This window comes from Shinella sp. WSC3-e, from assembly GCF_945994535.1.
GTDB lineage: Bacteria > Pseudomonadota > Alphaproteobacteria > Rhizobiales > Rhizobiaceae > Shinella > Shinella yambaruensis.
In genome coordinates this window covers 4,423,043-4,439,861 of the sequence record NZ_OZ000530.1, presented here as the reverse complement: position 1 = coordinate 4,439,861, position 16,819 = coordinate 4,423,043, and the positions used below count along the sequence as shown (strand labels likewise).

The 16,819-nt window shown below is 65.9% G+C and carries 18 protein-coding genes; 6 read left to right on the top strand and 12 right to left on the bottom strand.

Annotated features, from left to right (window positions below; all coding sequences use genetic code 11):
- Positions 1-121: 121 nt before the first annotated feature.
- Complete coding sequence (locus AABF56_RS21735) at positions 122-1,288, top strand: pyridoxal phosphate-dependent aminotransferase (RefSeq protein WP_272804337.1); 1,167 nt, start codon at positions 122-124, stop codon at positions 1,286-1,288.
- A 6-nt stretch (positions 1,289-1,294) separates the two neighbouring features.
- Here AABF56_RS21735 and AABF56_RS21730 read toward each other — a convergent pair whose 3' ends face one another.
- Positions 1,295-1,822 (bottom strand): AAA family ATPase, encoded by a 528-nt coding sequence (locus tag AABF56_RS21730; protein WP_272804336.1) that lies wholly within the window; start codon positions 1,820-1,822, stop codon positions 1,295-1,297.
- Between the two features lie 113 nt (positions 1,823-1,935).
- Between AABF56_RS21730 and galE the strand changes: the two genes are divergently transcribed.
- Positions 1,936-2,928 (top strand): UDP-glucose 4-epimerase GalE, encoded by a 993-nt coding sequence (galE, locus tag AABF56_RS21725; protein WP_272804335.1) that lies wholly within the window; start codon positions 1,936-1,938, stop codon positions 2,926-2,928.
- 3 nt (positions 2,929-2,931) lie between these two features.
- Here galE and AABF56_RS21720 read toward each other — a convergent pair whose 3' ends face one another.
- The 5 genes from AABF56_RS21720 to AABF56_RS21700 form a co-directional block, all read right to left on the bottom strand.
- The gene (locus AABF56_RS21720; RefSeq protein WP_272804334.1) at positions 2,932-3,231 is read right to left on the bottom strand and encodes a chorismate mutase family protein; all 300 of its coding nucleotides are present in this window, start codon (positions 3,229-3,231) and stop codon (positions 2,932-2,934) included.
- A gap of 345 nt (positions 3,232-3,576) precedes the next feature.
- Entirely contained in the window at positions 3,577-4,581 is a 1,005-nt protein-coding gene (cydB, locus tag AABF56_RS21715; protein ID WP_272804333.1) for a cytochrome d ubiquinol oxidase subunit II, read from the bottom strand.
- Positions 4,571-5,983: a cytochrome ubiquinol oxidase subunit I gene (locus AABF56_RS21710; RefSeq protein WP_272804332.1), complete on the bottom strand. Its 1,413-nt coding sequence runs from the start codon at positions 5,981-5,983 to the stop codon at positions 4,571-4,573. Before AABF56_RS21710 ends, cydB begins: the two co-directional genes overlap by 11 nt.
- Before the next feature lie 230 nt (positions 5,984-6,213).
- A complete protein-coding gene (locus AABF56_RS21705; protein WP_272804331.1) occupies positions 6,214-6,477 on the bottom strand; it encodes a hypothetical protein in 264 nt (87 codons plus the stop codon).
- Positions 6,478-6,527: 50 nt separating this feature from the next.
- Positions 6,528-6,782, bottom strand: a complete 255-nt coding sequence (locus AABF56_RS21700; RefSeq protein ID WP_244767415.1) for a hypothetical protein — start codon at positions 6,780-6,782, stop codon at positions 6,528-6,530.
- Positions 6,783-7,541: 759 nt separating this feature from the next.
- On the opposite strand from AABF56_RS21700, the gene AABF56_RS21695 reads away from it, so the two are divergent.
- Together AABF56_RS21695 and AABF56_RS21690 are read left to right on the top strand one after the other, a co-directional pair.
- Positions 7,542-7,964 carry a TadE/TadG family type IV pilus assembly protein gene (locus tag AABF56_RS21695; RefSeq protein WP_272804330.1) on the top strand — a complete coding sequence of 141 codons (423 nt, stop codon included), beginning with the start codon at positions 7,542-7,544 and terminating at the stop codon, positions 7,962-7,964.
- Between the two features lie 2 nt (positions 7,965-7,966).
- Positions 7,967-9,688, top strand: coding sequence for a pilus assembly protein TadG-related protein (locus tag AABF56_RS21690; protein WP_272804329.1), 1,722 nt, complete (start codon positions 7,967-7,969; stop codon positions 9,686-9,688).
- A 15-nt stretch (positions 9,689-9,703) separates the two neighbouring features.
- Here the strand turns inward: AABF56_RS21690 and AABF56_RS21685 are convergent, their stop codons facing one another.
- The 3 genes from AABF56_RS21685 to AABF56_RS21675 form a co-directional block, all read right to left on the bottom strand.
- Positions 9,704-10,099, bottom strand: a complete 396-nt coding sequence (locus AABF56_RS21685) for a GFA family protein (protein WP_272804328.1) — start codon at positions 10,097-10,099, stop codon at positions 9,704-9,706.
- 122 nt (positions 10,100-10,221) lie between these two features.
- On the bottom strand, positions 10,222-11,595 hold the full coding sequence (locus AABF56_RS21680) for a class II 3-deoxy-7-phosphoheptulonate synthase (RefSeq protein ID WP_272804327.1): 1,374 nt from the start codon (positions 11,593-11,595) through the stop codon (positions 10,222-10,224).
- Positions 11,596-11,779: 184 nt separating this feature from the next.
- On the bottom strand, positions 11,780-12,010 hold the full coding sequence (locus AABF56_RS21675) for a hypothetical protein (protein WP_244767410.1): 231 nt from the start codon (positions 12,008-12,010) through the stop codon (positions 11,780-11,782).
- A 146-nt stretch (positions 12,011-12,156) separates the two neighbouring features.
- Between AABF56_RS21675 and AABF56_RS21670 the strand changes: the two genes are divergently transcribed.
- Positions 12,157-13,059: a LysR family transcriptional regulator gene (locus AABF56_RS21670; protein ID WP_272804326.1), complete on the top strand. Its 903-nt coding sequence runs from the start codon at positions 12,157-12,159 to the stop codon at positions 13,057-13,059.
- Here AABF56_RS21670 and gor read toward each other — a convergent pair.
- From gor to rpiA, 3 genes are all read right to left on the bottom strand, one after another.
- Positions 13,037-14,425 carry a glutathione-disulfide reductase gene (gene gor, locus AABF56_RS21665; protein WP_272804325.1) on the bottom strand — a complete coding sequence of 463 codons (1,389 nt, stop codon included), beginning with the start codon at positions 14,423-14,425 and terminating at the stop codon, positions 13,037-13,039. The two genes, AABF56_RS21670 and gor, sit on opposite strands and share 23 nt — an antisense overlap.
- A gap of 201 nt (positions 14,426-14,626) precedes the next feature.
- Positions 14,627-15,166 carry a DUF2059 domain-containing protein gene (locus AABF56_RS21660; RefSeq protein WP_244767407.1) on the bottom strand — a complete coding sequence of 180 codons (540 nt, stop codon included), beginning with the start codon at positions 15,164-15,166 and terminating at the stop codon, positions 14,627-14,629.
- A gap of 18 nt (positions 15,167-15,184) precedes the next feature.
- A complete protein-coding gene (gene rpiA / locus AABF56_RS21655) occupies positions 15,185-15,883 on the bottom strand; it encodes a ribose-5-phosphate isomerase RpiA (RefSeq protein WP_244767406.1) in 699 nt (232 codons plus the stop codon).
- A 215-nt stretch (positions 15,884-16,098) separates the two neighbouring features.
- Between rpiA and AABF56_RS21650 the strand changes: the two genes are divergently transcribed.
- The gene (locus AABF56_RS21650; RefSeq protein WP_272804324.1) at positions 16,099-16,773 is read left to right on the top strand and encodes an HAD family hydrolase; all 675 of its coding nucleotides are present in this window, start codon (positions 16,099-16,101) and stop codon (positions 16,771-16,773) included.
- Positions 16,774-16,819 lie beyond the last annotated feature (46 nt).

The following is a 16,819-nucleotide window of genomic DNA, read 5'->3' as shown; positions in this document are numbered from 1 at the left end:
TTCCATCACCGATTTCGATGGGTCTGTCAGCGAAACTGGCGTGAATGACGGGACGAAACCGGTTAGGTCTTGGGCCGCGTCATCATCGATGCGCGGTCCAATCCTGCCGGAGTGATGTTCCATGTCCTTCATCGAAAGCCTCAGCCCGCGCTCGCTCCGCGCCCCGGAAAGCGGGATCGTCGAAGTGGTCAACTATGCGCGCGGGCGCGAAGGGCTGATCCCGCTCTGGGTCGGCGAAGGGGACCTGCCGACGCCGGATTTCATTGCCCGGCCCGCGGCCGACGCGCTGCTGCGCGGCGAGACCTTCTATACCTGGCAGCGCGGCATTCCCGAGTTGCGCGCCGCCCTTTCGCGCTACTATGCCCGCCGTTTCGGCGCGGCGCTTCCCGACGAGCATTTCTATGTCGTCGGCTCCGGCATGCAGGCGATCAAGCTGGCGATCGAGGCGCTCATCTCGCCGGGCGACGACATGGTCTATCTGACGCCGGCCTGGCCGAACTTCGCGGCGGCAGCCGAGCTTTCGGGCGCCAACCCCGTCGCCATGCCGCTCGTCTTTGCCGGCGGGCGCTGGCAGGTCGACCTTGACCGCGTGGAAGCGGCGATTACGCCGAAGACCCGCGTGCTCTTCGTCAACACGCCCTCCAACCCGACGGGCTGGACGGCGACGCGTAAGGACCTTGCCAATCTGCTCGCCATCGCACGGCGCCATGGCCTCTGGATCATGGCCGACGAGATCTATGCGCTCTACCACTATGCCGGCGGGCGGGCGTCCTCGTTCCTCGACGTGATGGAGGAAGGCGACAAGGTCGTCTTCGTCAATTCCTTCTCGAAGAACTGGTCGATGACCGGCTGGCGCGTCGGCTGGATCGTCGCGCCGCCGGAAATCGGCCAGGTGCTGGAGAACCTCATCCAGTATTCTACCTCGGGCGTGCCACAGTTCCTGCAGCAGGGCGCCATCGTGGCGCTCGACGAGGGCGATGCCTTCGTGCAGGCGAATATCGACAAGGCCACGACGAACCGTGATGTCTTCTGCGACGCGCTGATCGCCACCAACCGCGTCGAGACGCTGAAGCCGGACGGGGCGCTTTACGCCTTCCTGAAGATCGACGGCGTGACGGATTCGCGCCTCGCCGCGCTCGACATCGTCGACCGCACCAATGTCGGCCTTGCGCCGGGAACGGCCTTCGGGCCGGGCGGCGAGCTCTTCATGCGCGCCTGTTTCCTGCGCGACCCCGGGCAGGTCGCGGAGGCGGCCGACCGGCTTGCCCGCTACATCGCGGCGCGCTGAGGGCGATCAAAGGCGGCCGAGCACGAAATCGGCACGCGCGGCAACCGGCATTTTCGGCACGACCACCACCTCGTAACCGAGCGCGGGATAGGTCTCTTCCAACCGCTCATATTCGGCGAGCGCGGCCGCAAGATCATGCCGGCGTTCCGGATCTGCGGCATAGATCTCCGGCCAGGGCGGCGTGACGAAGACCTGCCTGTTGTAGCGGTGTGCCGCGGCCAACCCCGGCAGCACCGGCTCCCCGCCCTCGGCATCGAGGGCGGAAGCGGCGTCGATCAGGCCGCGGTCGAAGAAGACGAGGCCGGGATGCTGCTGCATCGCCGCCCGGTCGGCGAGCGCCATCGCGATGGCGCGCCGGGCGAAGGCGGCAAGGTCCAGCCAGGGCAAGGCGGTGCCGCCGCTCGCCAGCTCCGCCTGCACGATACGCCGGCCGGGCTCCTCGACAACGGCGTGGCCGCGCCGCCGGAGCTCTTCCAGCAGGGTGGATTTTCCGCCGCCGGAGCAGCCGGAGAGCACGATGAAACGATCGGACATGACGGTCTTCCTTCTGTTCGGCGGGAGGGGCCCGCAAATGCGCCGCAATTGCGGTTGCGTGTTGCCGGCCGGCAGGGTGATATGCCGGCAATTCAGTCGATTCGGGGAATGACATGGCGGTTCTGGTTACGGGCGGCGCGGGTTACATCGGCAGCCACATGGTCTGGGCGCTCATCGATGCGGGCGAGGAGGTCGTGGTGCTCGACCGGCTCTCGACCGGCTTCCGCTGGGCCGTGGCGCCCGAGGCGCGCTTCTACGAGGGCGACCTTGCCGATGCGGCGCTACTGGCGCAGATCTTCACCGAAAACAGCATCGACGCGATCATCCATTTCGCCGGGTCGATCATCGTGCCGGAATCGGTCGCCGATCCCCTCTCCTATTACGACAACAACACGGTCAAGTCACGGGCGCTGATCGCCGCGGCCGTCGCGGCGAAGATCCCGCATTTCGTCTTCTCCTCGACCGCCGCCGTCTACGGCACGCCCGACGGCACGGAACCGGTGCTGGAAAGCGCGGCGCTGCGGCCGGAATCGCCCTACGGCTCCTCCAAGCTGATGACCGAGATCATGCTGCGCGACACCGCCGCCGCGTATGACTTCACCTATACGGCGCTGCGCTACTTCAACGTCGCCGGCGCCGATCCGCGCGGGCGCACCGGCCAGTCGACGGCAGGCGCCACGCATCTCATCAAGGTGGCGAGCGAGGCGGCGCTCGGCAAGCGCGCCGGCATGGATGTCTTCGGCACCGACTATCCGACGCCGGACGGCACCTGCGTGCGCGACTATATCCACGTCACCGACCTTGCCAATGCGCATCTGAAGGCGCTGCAGCGCATGCGGGCGGGCGGCGGCTCGATCGTCGCCAATTGCGGCTATGGGCGCGGCTTCTCCGTGCTGGAGGTGCTGGAGCAGGTGAAGGCCGTCTCCGGCAAGGACTTCCCCGTGCGCTTTGCCGGGCGCCGGCCGGGCGATGCGGTGCTGATCGTCGCCAACCCCTCCGTCGCGATGCGGGAACTCGACTGGAAGCCGCAGCATGACGACCTCGGCTTCATCGTGCGTACAGCGCTCGACTGGGAGGAGCACCTCGGCAAGCGCAACCAGATCTGACGCCTATTCTTCGCCGAGCAGCGCCTTTTCGTGGGCGATGGCACGGGCGATAAGCTCTGCCCAGATTCCCTCGTAGAAGGCACCGTCGAGGCCGAGGGCCTCGGCATTGCGGTGCGCATTGTCGCGCACTTCCCGGACGCGCTCCGGCACGTCGGCGGGAATGCCAAGGCCCGCCTTGATCTCGGCCGCCCGGCCGATGAAGCTCCAGCGCTCGGCGAAGAGCGCCATCAGCGCCCGGTCGACCCGGTCGATGTTTTCCCGGATTTCCGCCATCGTCGTGCAGTCTGCGGCCGTCTTCGCCATTGCGGTCTCCCTTGTCGGGACCCCGATAGCAGAGGAATGTTTTGGGGGAAAGCCGCGAACGTCTCCTGAGACGCAAGGCCACATGCAGGCCCGGGGGTTAAGCGGAAGGAGGGTGCGGTCCTATCTTCTGCTTGCGGGCCTGCATGCTGGCCGAGGCGGAACCTAGGCAAGCAAGCTGGCGCGAGGCTGGATGCTTTTACGTTACGTGAGCACCTTGTTTTCCGGCACCCGGCTAGGTCCCGATGGCGAGCTTGATGGCGAAGCCGACGATCGTCACCGCCAGCACGCCGCCCGCCCACAGGCCTACGAACCAGAGCAGCCTGCGGCCGGTCGAACCCTCCGTCATCAGTGGTACCCCTCCTCGGGATCGACCTTGCCGCGGAAGACCCAATAGGCATAGGCCGTGTAGCCGAGGATCATGGGAATGAGCACCAGCGCGCCGACCAGCAGGAAGGCGAGGCTCTCCTCCGGCGCGGCCGCCTGCCAGATCGTCAGCGAGGCCGGCACGATATAGGGGTAGAAGCTGATGCCGATGCCGGCGAAGCCGAGCACGAAGAGGCCGAGCGCGGCGATGAAGGGCCGCGAATCGTGCCGGGTGCGCAGGCCCTGGACCAGCAGGGCGAAGCAGCCGAGCACGAGAAGCGGCACGAGCAGACTGAAGAGCAGCGTCGGCCAGCCGAACCAGCGGTCGAAATAGAGCGGCTCCAGGAAGGGCGTCCACAGGCTGAAGACGCCCATGGCAAAGAGCGTGCCGATGCCGGCCTTCAGCGCATAGCCGCGGGCGCGTTCGGCAAGGTCGCCGCTCGTCTTCATCACCAGCCAGGTGGCGCCGAGCAGCGCATAGCCGACGATCAGCGCCAAGCCGGTCGCGATGGAGAAGGGCGTCAGCCAGTCCCACCAGCCGCCGGCATAGGCGCGCCCTTCCACCGGAATGCCCTGCACCAGCGCACCGAGCGCCACCCCTTGCGTGAAGGCCGCGACCATGGAACCGCCGGAAAAGGCGATGTCCCAGAGGAACTCGCCGCGCCGGGTGCGCCAGCGATATTCGAAGGCGACGCCGCGGAAGATGAGGCCCAGCAGCATCAGCACCAGGGGCATGTAGAGCGCCGGCAGGATCGTCGCATAGGCGAGCGGGAAGACGGCCATCAGCCCGCCGCCGCCCAGCACCAGCCAGGTCTCGTTTCCATCCCAGACAGGCGCGACGGAGTTCATCATCACGTCGCGATCGTGTTTCTCCTTGAAGAAGGGAAAGAGGATGCCGACGCCGAGATCGAAGCCGTCGAGGATGACATAGGCAAGCACCGCGAAGGCGATGATGGCTGCCCAGATGAAGGGAAGATCAATGGCCATGGTGGCGGCTCCCGGACGGGGTGGCGGCGGCGGGCATGATGCCGGCCGAACGGAGGGGACCTTCCGCCAGATCCGGCATGGGATCGCGCGGCAGGCGGCCCATCAGGCGCAGGATGTAGAAGGTGCCGGCGCCGAAGACGAGGAAATAGACCACGATGAAGGCGATCAGCGAGGTGGCGACGGCGGGCGCATCGATGGGCGCCACGGAATTGGCGGTGAGCAGATGGCCGTAGACCGTATAGGGCTGGCGGCCGACCTCCGTCGTCACCCAGCCGGCCAGCACGGCGAGGAAGCCGGCAGGCCCCATCAGCACGGCAGCACGGTGCAGCCAGCGGTTCTCGCCGAGCGTCCCGCGCCACCGACACCACAGCGACCAGAACCCGATGCCCAGCATGGCAAAGCCGATGGCGACCATGATGCGGAAGGACCAGAAGACGATGCCGACCGGCGGATGCAGCTCCTTCGGCACCGTGTCGAGCCCGGCCAGCGGCGCATCAAGGTCATGCTTGAGGATGAGGCTCGACAGTTTCGGGATCTCGAGGGCGTAGTCGACGCGCTGTTCGGCCGAATTCGGAATGCCGAAGAGGATGAGCGGCGCGCCGTCGGGATGGCTCTGGTAGTGCCCTTCCATCGCCATGACCTTGGCCGGCTGGTGCTCCAGCGTGTTGAGGCCGTGCATGTCGCCGGCGAGGATCTGGATCGGCGCGACGACGGCCGCCATCCACATCGCCATGGAAAACATCGTCTTCGCGCGCTTCGGCGCATCGCCGCGCAGGAGGTGGTAGGCCCCGACGGCGCCGACGACGAAGGCGGTTGTCAGGTAGGCGGCCAGCACCATGTGCACGAGGCGATAGGGGAAGGACGGATTGAAGATCACCGCCCACCAGTCGACCGGCACGAACTGGCCGGCTTCGTTGACGGTGAAGCCGGCGGGCGTCTGCATCCAGGAATTGGCGGCAAGGATCCAGGTCGCCGAGATCAGCGTGCCGATGGCGACCATCAGCGTGGCGAAGAAATGCAGCTTCGGACCGACACGGTTGAGGCCGAACAGCATGACGCCGAGGAAGCCGGCCTCCAGGAAAAAGGCCGTCAGCACCTCGTAGCCCATCAGCGGGCCGATGACCGGCCCCGCCTTGTCGGAGAAGACGCTCCAGTTCGTGCCGAACTGGTAGGACATGACGATGCCGGAAACGACGCCCATGCCGAAGGCGAGCGCGAAGATCGTCTTCCAGAAGTTGAACAGCGCGAAATAGACCTCGTCCTTCGTCCAGAGCCACAACCCTTCCAGCACGGCGAGATAGCTCGCAAGGCCGATCGAGAAGGCGGGAAAGACGATGTGGAACGATACGGTGAAGGCGAACTGGAAGCGGGCGAGCAGCGTTGCGTCCAACGATTCGAACATTGGCCACGTCCTTTCGTAAGGCTGGCGCGGCCCTCGACAGGCCGCGCTCGCAGGAAAGAATGCGGTCCGGAACAGGCAAAGGTCAATTCCGTGCACGCGCCCACGTTGCCGCACCGCGACAATCGCCCGCGTGCGGCATTTCGGCCAGCATCGGCCCCCGCCGCCTCGAACGAACGAAGCTCCCGGCGGGGAACCGGGAGCTTCGGATGGCAGGGCAAAGGGATCGTCGCTTACCGGTCGGCAGTCGCCGTGCGGTCGAGGCCCGGATAATAATCGCCATTGGCCGGGCCGATCCGCCGGGGCGTGGTTTCCGCCCGGGAATAGACATGGCCGTTTGCTATGCGGGCCTGGCGCTTCGCCTCGATCATCTGATCCTGCTCGGAAGTGGGCGAGACGCCCCTGTAATAGTCGCCGCCAGCGAAGGCGGCGGAACCACCGAAGAGCGATGCGGCGAGAAGCGTCGCCGCGAAGGCTGCGTTGAGGGACTTGCTCATTGTTTCATTCCTTGGTCAGTCTTGGGAGTTGGCCTTGCAGATGTGGCCGCTCAGCGGTCGTTCCTGTCGAGGCCCCTGTAGTAGTCGCCCCTGGCAGGGCCGGCAGCCGCCACGATCACCGTGGACTTTGCGTCGCTCCTGTCGATGCTCTGCGTGGTGACACGGTCGATGGTCTGGCTCTGGGCCTGGTCGCGGTCGATACCGCGATAATAATCGCCGTCACCACCGGCGAGGGCTGCGGAGCCGCCGAAAACGGAGGCGGCGAGAAGGGCGGTCGCAAAGGTCGTGCTCAAGGTCTTGGTCATTGTCTTGTTCCTTTCATATATGCATCTTGAAACGGCAGTTCGGGGTCCATCGTGGCCGCGGACATCGCGTTCCGCCGATGGCGACAGGGACGATCCGGCTGACTTCCAGGCGATGCCCGCATGGCGGCAGCCGCACGTCTCTCGTCTTCATCATGGCCCGGCATCATCGTTCCTATCGGTCTTCCAGGAGCGGTTGGCCGCTCTTGCGAAATAAAGATGGTCCCTCAATTTGCGGGATGGAAGGGTCTCAAACTGGAAACAGCCGTCAACGTTTTTTGAACAATGAAAAGCGCGGCTTCGGCACACAACCAAGTCGGCTAAAACCGGCAAAACCGTCCATATAGACGGTTTTTCATGAGGAAAGCCTCATGATTCAAACCATTGATTTATCGCAATTATATTCATCCTTCCCACCGCGAAAGGGAAAGGGCGCACGCGGAAGCTGCAGCGGAAGAAGGCCGTCTTTACAATTATGGCATTGAAAGCCGCAACGCCGATTTCAAGAGTTTCACGAATGTGTGAGGGGTGAAAAACACGGCTGAAATCGCTTTCGGCGTGCCCTGAATTGTGTCCGCATTGTGTCAGAAAGGCCGACACCGGCCACCGCCGGGGACAACACGCAGGCGCAAATCATCAGTTGCACATTTTCACAATAATCAATCTATAGGAGAATTTAAGACTCTGGGCGCACGATAAAGGTGCATTCCTTTTGAAAGGTGCAACCGCCTTGTCGCCGGACAATCCAAAGGAGGAGATGTCATGCACGCCCTGTCCCGCCTGTCTAAGGATCGCGCCGGCACCTCGGCGCTGGAATTTGCGATCATCGCCCCCCTCTTCTTCCTCATCCTCTTCACGCTGATCGCCTACGGCATCTATCTCAGCGTCACCCATGCGGTGCAGCAGGTGGCGGCGGATGCCGCGCGCACGGCGGTCGCCGGCCTCAACCCGACCGAGCGCGTCACGCTGGTCAACCGCTACCTCGACGCCTCGCATTTCGACTATGCCTTCCTCAACCGTGCGAAGATGCAGGTCGTCGTCACCGACGACCCGGCCAATCCGGAACAATTCACCGTCACGATCACCTATGATTCCGGCGACCTGCCGATCTGGAACCTCTTCACCTTCGCGCTGCCGAGCCAGAGGATCGAGCGTTATTCCACCGTGCGCGTGGGAGGGCTGTAACCATGAAGACCCCGCGCACCCTTCTTTGCGAACGCAACGGCAATATCGGCACGCTTGCCGCCATCAGCCTGCCGCTCATCATCTTCTCGCTTGCCCTCGGCGTCGACTATGGCTACCTCACCGTGCAGCAGCGCCAGTTGCAGGCCGCCGCCGACCTGGCCGCCATCGCCGCCGCCGCCAATGTCGCCGAGGCCGAAAAATCCGCGGCCACCTATTTCGCCCTCAACAACCTTCCCGTCTCGGTGACCGGCAAGGACGGCACCACCATCCCCGCCGTGATCACGGCGCTCAACTCCAGGGCGACGCCCGCCACCGCCCTCGTCGAGCGCGGACGCTACACCGCCGATCCGGACATCGCGCCGGAAGAGCGTTTCAAGCCGGCCAGCGCCGATGCGGATGCCGCCCGGGTGACGCTCACCCGCCCCTCCGATCTCTTCGTCGCCGCGGTCTTCACACCCACATCGCCGATGCTCTCGGCGACCGGCTCGGCCGCCCGCTCCAAGACCGCCGCCTTTTCCATCGGTACGCGTCTTGCCAGCCTCAATGACGGCATCCTGAACGCCCTGCTCGGCAAGCTGCTCGGCACGAACCTCTCCCTCAACGTGATGGACTACCGCGCGCTGGTCGATGCCGACATCGCCGTCCACCCCTTCCTGAAGGCGGTCGCGACGACCCTCAACCTCACCGCGGGCACCTATGAGGAGGTGCTGAATGCCGGCATCACCGTGCCGCAGCTGCTCGCCTCCATGCGCGCCGTCGAGGGTCTTTCCGGCCCCGTGCGCTCGGCGCTCCGGCTCGTCGAGCAGGCGACGGCCGGCAGCAAGGTCAAGCTGCCGCTCTCGCGCATCCTCAACCTCGATCCGAAGAAGGGGCTTGCCGTCGCCACCGGCGGCGACTGGAAGATGTCGATCAACGCCCTGCAGATGATCACCGCCGCGGCAGCGCTCGCCAACGGCAAGAACCAGGTGGCGCTGGATGTCGGCGCGGTCGTGCCGGGACTTGCCGCGGTGAAGGTGAACCTTGCGATCGGCGAGCCGCCCGTCGAAACGCCCTCGCACCGGCTCGGCGCGCCGGGCAGCGCGGTGCGCAGCGCGCAGACGCGGCTGTCGGTCGAGGTGGGCATAGACGGGCTTGCCGCGCTCGCGGGCCTGCGCATCAAGCTGCCGCTCTATGTCGAGGTTGCCGCCGCGGAGGCGAAGCTGACCGATATCCGCTGCTACGGCGGCTCGCTCGGCAATGCCAATGTCGCGATCGACGCGGTGCCGGGCGTCGCGGAGATCGCCATCGGCAAGGTCGATCCCTCCGTGCTCTCCGATTTTTCCGACGATGCGCGCGTGACAAAGGCCCGCATCGTCGATTCGGCCCTCCTGAGCATCGATGCGATCACGCATGTCGAGGCGAAGAACCTATCGAAGACCCGCCTCACCTACACGCCGGCGGAGATCGCCGCCGGAACGATGAAATCCGTCTCCACGCGGGACACGCTGACCTCCGCCGTCCGGTCGCTGTTCGGCAATCTCGATGCCGAGATCAACATCAAGCTGCTCGGCCTGCCGATCGGCATTCCGGGTATCGCGTCCGCGCTCGGCAGCACGCTCGGCGCCGTCACGCCCGCCATCGACGAACTGCTCTACAACGTGCTGCTTCTTGCCGGCGTGCGGATCGGCGAGGCGGATATCCGCGTCACGGGCGTCAGCTGCCAGCGCCCCGCGCTGGTGCAATAGCGGGATCGGCGCGCCTCAATAGCCCTGCGCATATTGCGGCAAGCCGTCCTCGATCTCGTAATAGTCGCCCTTGTCGGCGCAGAAGATGTGCTTGCCGATGGCAAGCCCGGTCGGCAGGTCGAAGGTACCGGCCATGATCGAGGTATAATTCGTCCCGTCGCCCTTCCAGAACAGGGCCGAGCCGCAGGTGCGGCAAAAGCCCCGTCCCGCCATGTCGCTCGCCCGATACCAGGTGACGTTCTCCCCGCCCTCGACCGTCAGCGCGTCATCGGGCACGTTGGTCGCCGCGTAGAAATGCCCGGTCTGGCGCCGGCACTGGCTGCAATGGCAGGCGATCACCTCGCGCAGCGGCCCCTTGGTGCGAAAGCGCACCGCCCCGCAAAGACAATGGCCGGTATGTTCCTCGCTCATGCATTCCCCCCAAACGAAACCGGGCCAGCTTCGCGAGCCGGCCCGGTTCTGTCAATTTCACATTCCTGAATGCTTGCATCAGTTCCGCTAATCTACGGGACCGAAGCATGAACGGATGGAGATCAACCGTTCACGACCATGCGCTTTTCATCGCGGCCGCCCTTCATGCGCTCGGCAAGAAGGAAGGCGAGCTCGAGCGCCTGGTCGGCATTGAGGCGCGGATCGCAGTGCGTATGGTAGCGGTCGGCGAGGTCATCGCCCGACAGCGCACGCGCACCGCCGGTGCATTCCGTCACGTCGTTGCCGGTCATCTCGACATGAATGCCGCCCGGATGCGTGCCTTCCGCGCGGTGGATCTGGAAGAAGCTTTCCACTTCCGACAGGATCCGCTCGAAAGGACGGGTCTTGTAGTTGTTGAGCGTGATCGTGTTGCCGTGCATCGGATCGCAGGACCACACCACCTTCTTGCCTTCCCGCTCGACGGCGCGGATCAGCTTCGGCAGGTTGTCGGCAACCTTGTCATGGCCGAAGCGGCAGATCAGCGTCAGGCGGCCGGCCTCGTTCGCCGGGTTCAGGAGGTCTATCAGCTCCAGGAGGCCGTCGCTGGTCAGAGACGGGCCGCACTTGAGGCCGAGCGGGTTCTTGATGCCGCGGCAATATTCGATATGCGCATGGTCGGGCTGGCGCGTGCGGTCGCCGATCCAGATCATGTGGCCGGACGTCGCATACCAGTCGCCCGAGGTCGAATCGACGCGGGTCAGCGCCTGCTCGTAGCCAAGCAGCAGCGCTTCATGGCTGGTGAAGAAATCGGTCTCGCGCAGGCCCGGATGGTTTTCCGCACTGATGCCGATCGCCTTCATGAAGTCCATCGTCTCGGAAATCCGGTCGGCGAGCTTGCGGTAGCGCTCGGCCTGCGGCGAGTCCTTGACGAAGCCGAGCATCCACTGGTGCACGTTCTCCAGATTGGCATAACCGCCCATCGCGAAGGCGCGCAGGAGGTTCAGCGTCGCGGCAGACTGGCGGTAGGCCATGATCTGGCGTTCCGGGCTCGGCACGCGGGCCTCTTCGGTGAACTCGATGCCGTTGATGATGTCGCCGCGGTAGGACGGCAGCGTCACGTCGCCCTGCTTCTCGATGCCCGAGGAGCGGGGCTTGGCGAACTGGCCGGCAATGCGGCCGACCTTCACGACGGGCTGCTGGGCGCCGAAGGTCAGCACCACGGCCATCTGGAGGAAGGCGCGGAAGAAGTCGCGGATCGTGTCGGCGCCGTGTTCGACGAAGCTCTCGGCACAATCGCCACCCTGCAGCAGGAAGCCGTTGCCCTCCGCCACGCTCGCAAGCGAGGCCTTCAGGCGCCGTGCTTCGCCGGCGAAGACGAGCGGCGGAAACTTCGAAAGGCGCTCTTCGGTCGCCGCCAATGCGGCGAGATCGGGATAGTCCGGAACCTGCTGGATGGGCTTGTGCCGCCAGCTACTCGGGGTCCAATTCTCTGCCATGATGTTCACCTGTCCTGATGCGCCCGCGATAACCGGGGGGCGCCACGTCCGTTTGAAGATGCGGGCTTATAAACCGTTAGATGGGTCTTGCATAGCCGCAGATCCAGCGGCGGCGGCGCATTTGCGACGGCTCCGCCCTCCGCTCCGGGACAGGCTGTAGAGCACGGAGGGCGACAGGTCTGGCCTAGAAGCGACGCGGGCTTGCACGCAAGGCAACTGCCCTGTCCGGCAGGGCCTGTCGCGTGCCCCTCGGCTCCGGCCGGCCGCGCCCGTTGAGGAGGCGCGCAAGAAGCGCGCTCACCGCTTCCAGCCCGCGCCAGGCTTCCGCTTCCAGCGGATCGGACAAAGGGTCTATCCGGCGCTGCTTCATCGTCTTTTCCGCCCTGTCGAGGGCGATCATCCATTCCGGGCTCATGACGGCCTCCTGTTTCCGGTGTCCTTCCCGAGATAGCGACCGGACCCCGGCAAGCGTAGACGCGGAAATGAAACGCCCGTTTCACCGATGAGCGATGCCTGCCGGCGGCTTTTGCGCTAGAAGGAAGCGTTCAACAGGAGCGGTGCATGTCGGAAGTCGACTGGAGCGATCTGCAGCTTTTCTTCCACGTCGCGGCGGAGGGCGGGCTTGCCGGCGCCGCGGCGATCACGGGCGCCAGCGCGCCGACGATCGGCCGCCGCATGCTGGCGCTGGAGCGGGCCATGGGCCGCACGCTCTTCATCCGCAGCCAGCAGGGCTACCGGCTCGCCCCGGACGGCATGGTGCTGTTCGAGCATGTCCAGACGATCCGCCGCACGACCGCCGACATCACCCGCTGGCACGGCGACGCCTTCGCGCTGCCCATAGTCGCCATTGCCGGCGATATCTGGCTGATGGGCTTCGTTGCGGAGAACACGAGCGAGCTGCGCGGCCCCGCCGACAGCTTCCGCCTCTGCTGCAAGCAATTGCCGGCGGGAGGGGACCTGACCTATCGCCACGGCATGATCGGCCTCTTCCACAGCGCGCCGAAGACCGGCAATGTCGCCGTGCGCAAGTCGGTGACCGTCGCCTATGCGGTCTATCGCGCCGCAAACCTCGCCCTCGAAGCGGACCTGCCCTGGGTCTCGATCGGCACGGAAGTTGCCGTTTCCGATGCGGAGAAATGGGTTTTCCGCAACCACGAGCCGCAGATCCACACCTGGACGAACGCGCCTGCCGTGCTGGCCCGGCTGATTGCGGGCGGCGCGGGACGCGGCGTGCTGCCGGCCTTCGTGGGCGATGCCATGCCGACGCTCGTGCGCGAGGGCGAGCCGATAGAGGCGCTCAGCCATCCGCTCTGGCTCGCCGTCAACGACGACGACCGCCACCGGCCGGAAATGCGGCTCGCCCTCGATCGCCTCGCAAACCTCTTCAAGCGCCACGAAGACCGCTTCGCCGGCCGGCTGGCCGGCGAGACGCGGCCGTCCGTCAGACCCGCTGTCCGTTCCTGACGCGGTAGCTCGGCTGGTACATGGTCACCAGCTCCTCGCTCGCCGTCGGGTGCACCGCCATGGTGCGGTCGAAGTCGTCCTTGGTGACGCCGGCCTTCAGCGAGATGCCGAGGAGCTGCGCCATCTCGCCGGCCTCGTGGCCGAGGATATGCGCGCCGACGACCTTGCGATCGGCCGCATTGACGATGAGCTTCATGATCGTCTTCTCCTGCCGGCCGGAGAGCGTCGCCTTCATCGGGCGGAATTCGGCGCGGTAGACCTCCAGTTCGTCGAAGGCTTTTGCCGCCGCCTCCTCGCTGAGGCCGACGGTACCGATCTCCGGCTGGGAGAAGACCGCGGTGGCGATGAGGTCGTGGTCCGGCGAAACCGGGTTGCCGCGGAACTCCGTCTCGATGAAGCACATCGCCTCATGGATCGCGACGGGGGTGAGCTGCACACGGTCCGTGACGTCGCCGAGCGCGAAGATGCCCGGAACGTTGGTACGGGAATAGGCATCGACGAGGATCGCCCCCCGCTCGTCCATCGCCACGCCCGCCGCCTCCAGGCCGAGGCTGCCGGTGTTCGGCACCCGGCCGAGCGCCAGCATCACCTGGTCGACGGCAAGCGTCTCGCCCGCCTTGGTGGTGACGGTGCGCCCGCCGCCCTCGGCCGCGCTCACGTTGGTGATGATGTCCTCGCAAAGGATGCGGATGCCCTTGGCGATCATCGCCGCCTGCACGCCCTGGCGCATGTCCTGGTCGAACCGCGACAGGATCTGCTTGCCGCGGTAGATCAGCGTGGTCTCGACGCCGAGGCCATGGAAGATGTTGGCGAACTCGACGGCGATATAGCCGCCGCCGGCGATCAGGATGGATTTCGGCAGTTCCGGCAGGTCGAACGCCTCGTTGGAACTGATGCAAAGCTCATGGCCGGGAAGGTCGGCATGCGGCGTCGGATGGCCGCCGACCGCGATCAGGATGCGCTCGGCGGTCACAAGCTCGTCTGTCGCCGTCAGGCGCACCGTGTTCGGCCCGACGAGCACGGCGCGGGTCGCAAGGATCGTCGCCCCGGCATTGTCGAGGCCCTTGCGGTAAAGGCCCTCCAGGCGGGTGATCTCCTTCTCCTTGGCGGCAACGAGGGCCGGCCAGTCGAAGCGCGTCTCGCCGACCTGCCAGCCGAAGCCGGCGGCATCCTCGAAATGCTCGGGGAACTGCGAGGCATAGACATAGAGCTTCTTCGGCACGCAGCCGCGGATGACGCAGGTGCCGCCGAAGCGGAATTCCTCGGCGATACCCACCTTCTTGCCCATGCTGGTGGCAAGGCGCGCGCTGCGCACGCCGCCGGAGCCTCCGCCGATGACGAAGAGGTCGTAGTCGAATGTCGGCATGGTGATCTCCTGCGGGCAAGGCTGGCCGGACGGCCGTCAAAGTCCACCAAACCTCTCTTCCGTCATGGTCGGGCTTGACCCGACCATCCACAGCCGCGGGTGCCGCTTGGATCCTCGGGTCAAGCCCGAGGATGACGGTAGTGGGCAGGCGATGTCCGTCATAAAACAGAGGGCGGCTTGCGCCGCCCTTTCGTCATTCGATCACTGCTGCGGCTGTTGCGCCTCGCCGCCTTCGGCGGCTGCGCCGAGGATCGGGTTGAGCTTCTTGGCGCTTTCGGCGCGCAGGTCACGGTCGACGCCGACAGCCCATATCTCGGCGGCCTTCATGACTTCGCGCGTGGCGATCGGGCCGTCCGACAGCAGCTTCTTGCCGACAGGCGAGTTGTAGAAGTCGGCGATCGCCTTCAGCTCTTCCTGGGTGAAGGTCTTGGCGTAGATCGTCGCGGCTTCCCGCTCCAGGTCGGCGCGGCGCGGCGCGAGCGCCAGGGCCTGCTCGTCGACGGTGGCGTTGATTTCCGACTCGTGGTTCGGTGAGGCCTGGACGAGCGTCGCCTTGATGCGAACGGCAAGGCCCGGCAGGATGTTGTCGAAACCGTTCGTCGCGCCGATCGCGTCGATGGCGGCGCGGGCCGCCTTGACCTGCTCGTCGGTGACGTCCTGCGCCTTGGCGGCGCCGGCAAGCGCTGCCGAAACGATGAGGGTCGCCGCGAGGGTCCGGCCGAAACCAGCAAATTTGATCATGTCGGTCTGTGCTCCTGTCTAGTCTTTCGCCGTCAGCGTGCGCGCACCCGCGGGTCCCGCGATGATGGCCAGCGACGCCATGTTGATGAAGAGGCCGTGTTCGACGACACCGGGTATGTCATTGAGGCTGCTTGCGAGCGCATCTGCATCAGGAATGCGGCCAAAAGATGCGTCGAGAATGTAGTGTCCGCCATCCGTCATGAAGGTGCCGTCGCCCGAGGCGCGCAGCGCGATTGCCCCGGAAAGCCCGAGGCGGGCCGCCGTCTTCTCGATGGCGATGCGGGTGGCGGTGAGGCCGAAGGGATTGACCTCGATCGGCAGCTTGAAGGCGCCGAGCGTCTCGACCACCTTGCTCTCGTCGGCAATCACGATCATGCGCGTCGAAGCGCTGGCGACGATCTTCTCGCGCAGCAGCGCGCCGCCGCCGCCCTTGATGAGGCGCAGCCTGCCGTCGACCTCGTCGGCGCCGTCGATGGTGAGGTCGAGTTCCGGCAGTTCGTCGAGCGACTTCAGCGGCACGCCGAGCTCGACGCAGAGCCGCGCCGTGCGCTCGGAGGTGGGCACGCCCTCGACCTTCAGCCCACCGGCGACCTTTTCGGCCAGGAGCCGCACGAATTCCTCCGCGGTCGATCCGGTGCCGATGCCGAGGCGCATGCCGTCCTCGACATGGGTGAGCGCGACCTCCGCGGCCTTGATTTTCATTTCCCGGGCGTCCATGGCCCAAAACTCCCTGAATGGTCGTAGCCGGCGCCGAAGCGACCGGAATTCCGGTGAGACACTTACACGCCCCTGCCGGCAAACGAAAGCCAAAATCGCCGCATGTTCCGATGCCGGCCGCGCGCCCGCCGGGGTGGAGAAGGCGATTGCAAATGCCGCCGCCATCGCATACCGGAGGGGCCTGCCTGCCTCCTCCCCATACACAAGGTTTTCCCATGTCCGCTTCTCTCGTAGTCTTCGATCTCGACGGTACGCTCATCGATACGGCGCACGACCTCGTGGCGAGCCTCAACCACACGATCGGCCTCGAGGGCCTCGATCCCGTCGGCTATGGCGACCTCACCTATCTCGTCGGCCATGGCGGCCAGGTGATGATCAAGCGCGCCTTCGCGCTGCGCGGGCGGGAGATCTCGGACGCGGAACTGCAGCGCATGCTCGCCGCCTTCGTCGAGCACTATTCCGGCGCCATGCCGGGTGTCTCCGTGCCCTATCCGGGCCTCCTTGCCGCCATGGACCGCCTCGCCGGCGCCGGCTATCGCCTTGCCGTCTGCACCAACAAGCTGGAAGGCCTCGCCCGGCGCCTGCTCGATGGCCTCGCACTCACCCCGCGCTTTGCCGCGATCACCGGCGGCGACACCTTTGCGGTGCGCAAGCCCGATGCCGAGCATCTGCTCGGCACCGTCCGCCTCGCCGAGGCCGACCCCAGCCGCACCGTGATGATCGGCGACAGCCTCAACGACATGCTCGTCGCCCGCAATGCCGGCGTGCCCTCCATCGGCGTGCCCTTCGGCTATTCGGACGTGCCCGTCGCCGAGCTCGAGCCGAGCCATGTCATCGCCCATTTCGACGAGCTGACACCGGACCTGGTCGAGCGTCTCATCGCCCGCTGACATGTTTGGCGAGCGGCCAGGCACCACCGGGTGAGAACGGACGCTT

Bases quoted from the DNA above. Each gene is read 5' to 3' on its own strand.
- AABF56_RS21735 (WP_272804337.1), top strand. From the start codon at position 122: ATGTCCTTCATCGAAAGCCTCAGCCCGCGCTCGCTCCGCGCCCCGGAA.
- AABF56_RS21730 (WP_272804336.1), bottom strand. From the start codon at position 1,822: ATGTCCGATCGTTTCATCGTGCTCTCCGGCTGCTCCGGCGGCGGAAAA.
- galE (WP_272804335.1), top strand. From the start codon at position 1,936: ATGGCGGTTCTGGTTACGGGCGGCGCGGGTTACATCGGCAGCCACATG.
- AABF56_RS21720 (WP_272804334.1), bottom strand. From the start codon at position 3,231: ATGGCGAAGACGGCCGCAGACTGCACGACGATGGCGGAAATCCGGGAA.
- cydB (WP_272804333.1), bottom strand. From the start codon at position 4,581: ATGGCCATTGATCTTCCCTTCATCTGGGCAGCCATCATCGCCTTCGCG.
- AABF56_RS21710 (WP_272804332.1), bottom strand. From the start codon at position 5,983: ATGTTCGAATCGTTGGACGCAACGCTGCTCGCCCGCTTCCAGTTCGCC.
- AABF56_RS21705 (WP_272804331.1), bottom strand. From the start codon at position 6,477: ATGAGCAAGTCCCTCAACGCAGCCTTCGCGGCGACGCTTCTCGCCGCA.
- AABF56_RS21700 (WP_244767415.1), bottom strand. From the start codon at position 6,782: ATGACCAAGACCTTGAGCACGACCTTTGCGACCGCCCTTCTCGCCGCC.
- AABF56_RS21695 (WP_272804330.1), top strand. From the start codon at position 7,542: ATGCACGCCCTGTCCCGCCTGTCTAAGGATCGCGCCGGCACCTCGGCG.
- AABF56_RS21690 (WP_272804329.1), top strand. From the start codon at position 7,967: ATGAAGACCCCGCGCACCCTTCTTTGCGAACGCAACGGCAATATCGGC.
- AABF56_RS21685 (WP_272804328.1), bottom strand. From the start codon at position 10,099: ATGAGCGAGGAACATACCGGCCATTGTCTTTGCGGGGCGGTGCGCTTT.
- AABF56_RS21680 (WP_272804327.1), bottom strand. From the start codon at position 11,595: ATGGCAGAGAATTGGACCCCGAGTAGCTGGCGGCACAAGCCCATCCAG.
- AABF56_RS21675 (WP_244767410.1), bottom strand. From the start codon at position 12,010: ATGAGCCCGGAATGGATGATCGCCCTCGACAGGGCGGAAAAGACGATG.
- AABF56_RS21670 (WP_272804326.1), top strand. From the start codon at position 12,157: ATGTCGGAAGTCGACTGGAGCGATCTGCAGCTTTTCTTCCACGTCGCG.
- gor (WP_272804325.1), bottom strand. From the start codon at position 14,425: ATGCCGACATTCGACTACGACCTCTTCGTCATCGGCGGAGGCTCCGGC.
- AABF56_RS21660 (WP_244767407.1), bottom strand. From the start codon at position 15,166: ATGATCAAATTTGCTGGTTTCGGCCGGACCCTCGCGGCGACCCTCATC.
- rpiA (WP_244767406.1), bottom strand. From the start codon at position 15,883: ATGGACGCCCGGGAAATGAAAATCAAGGCCGCGGAGGTCGCGCTCACC.
- AABF56_RS21650 (WP_272804324.1), top strand. From the start codon at position 16,099: ATGTCCGCTTCTCTCGTAGTCTTCGATCTCGACGGTACGCTCATCGAT.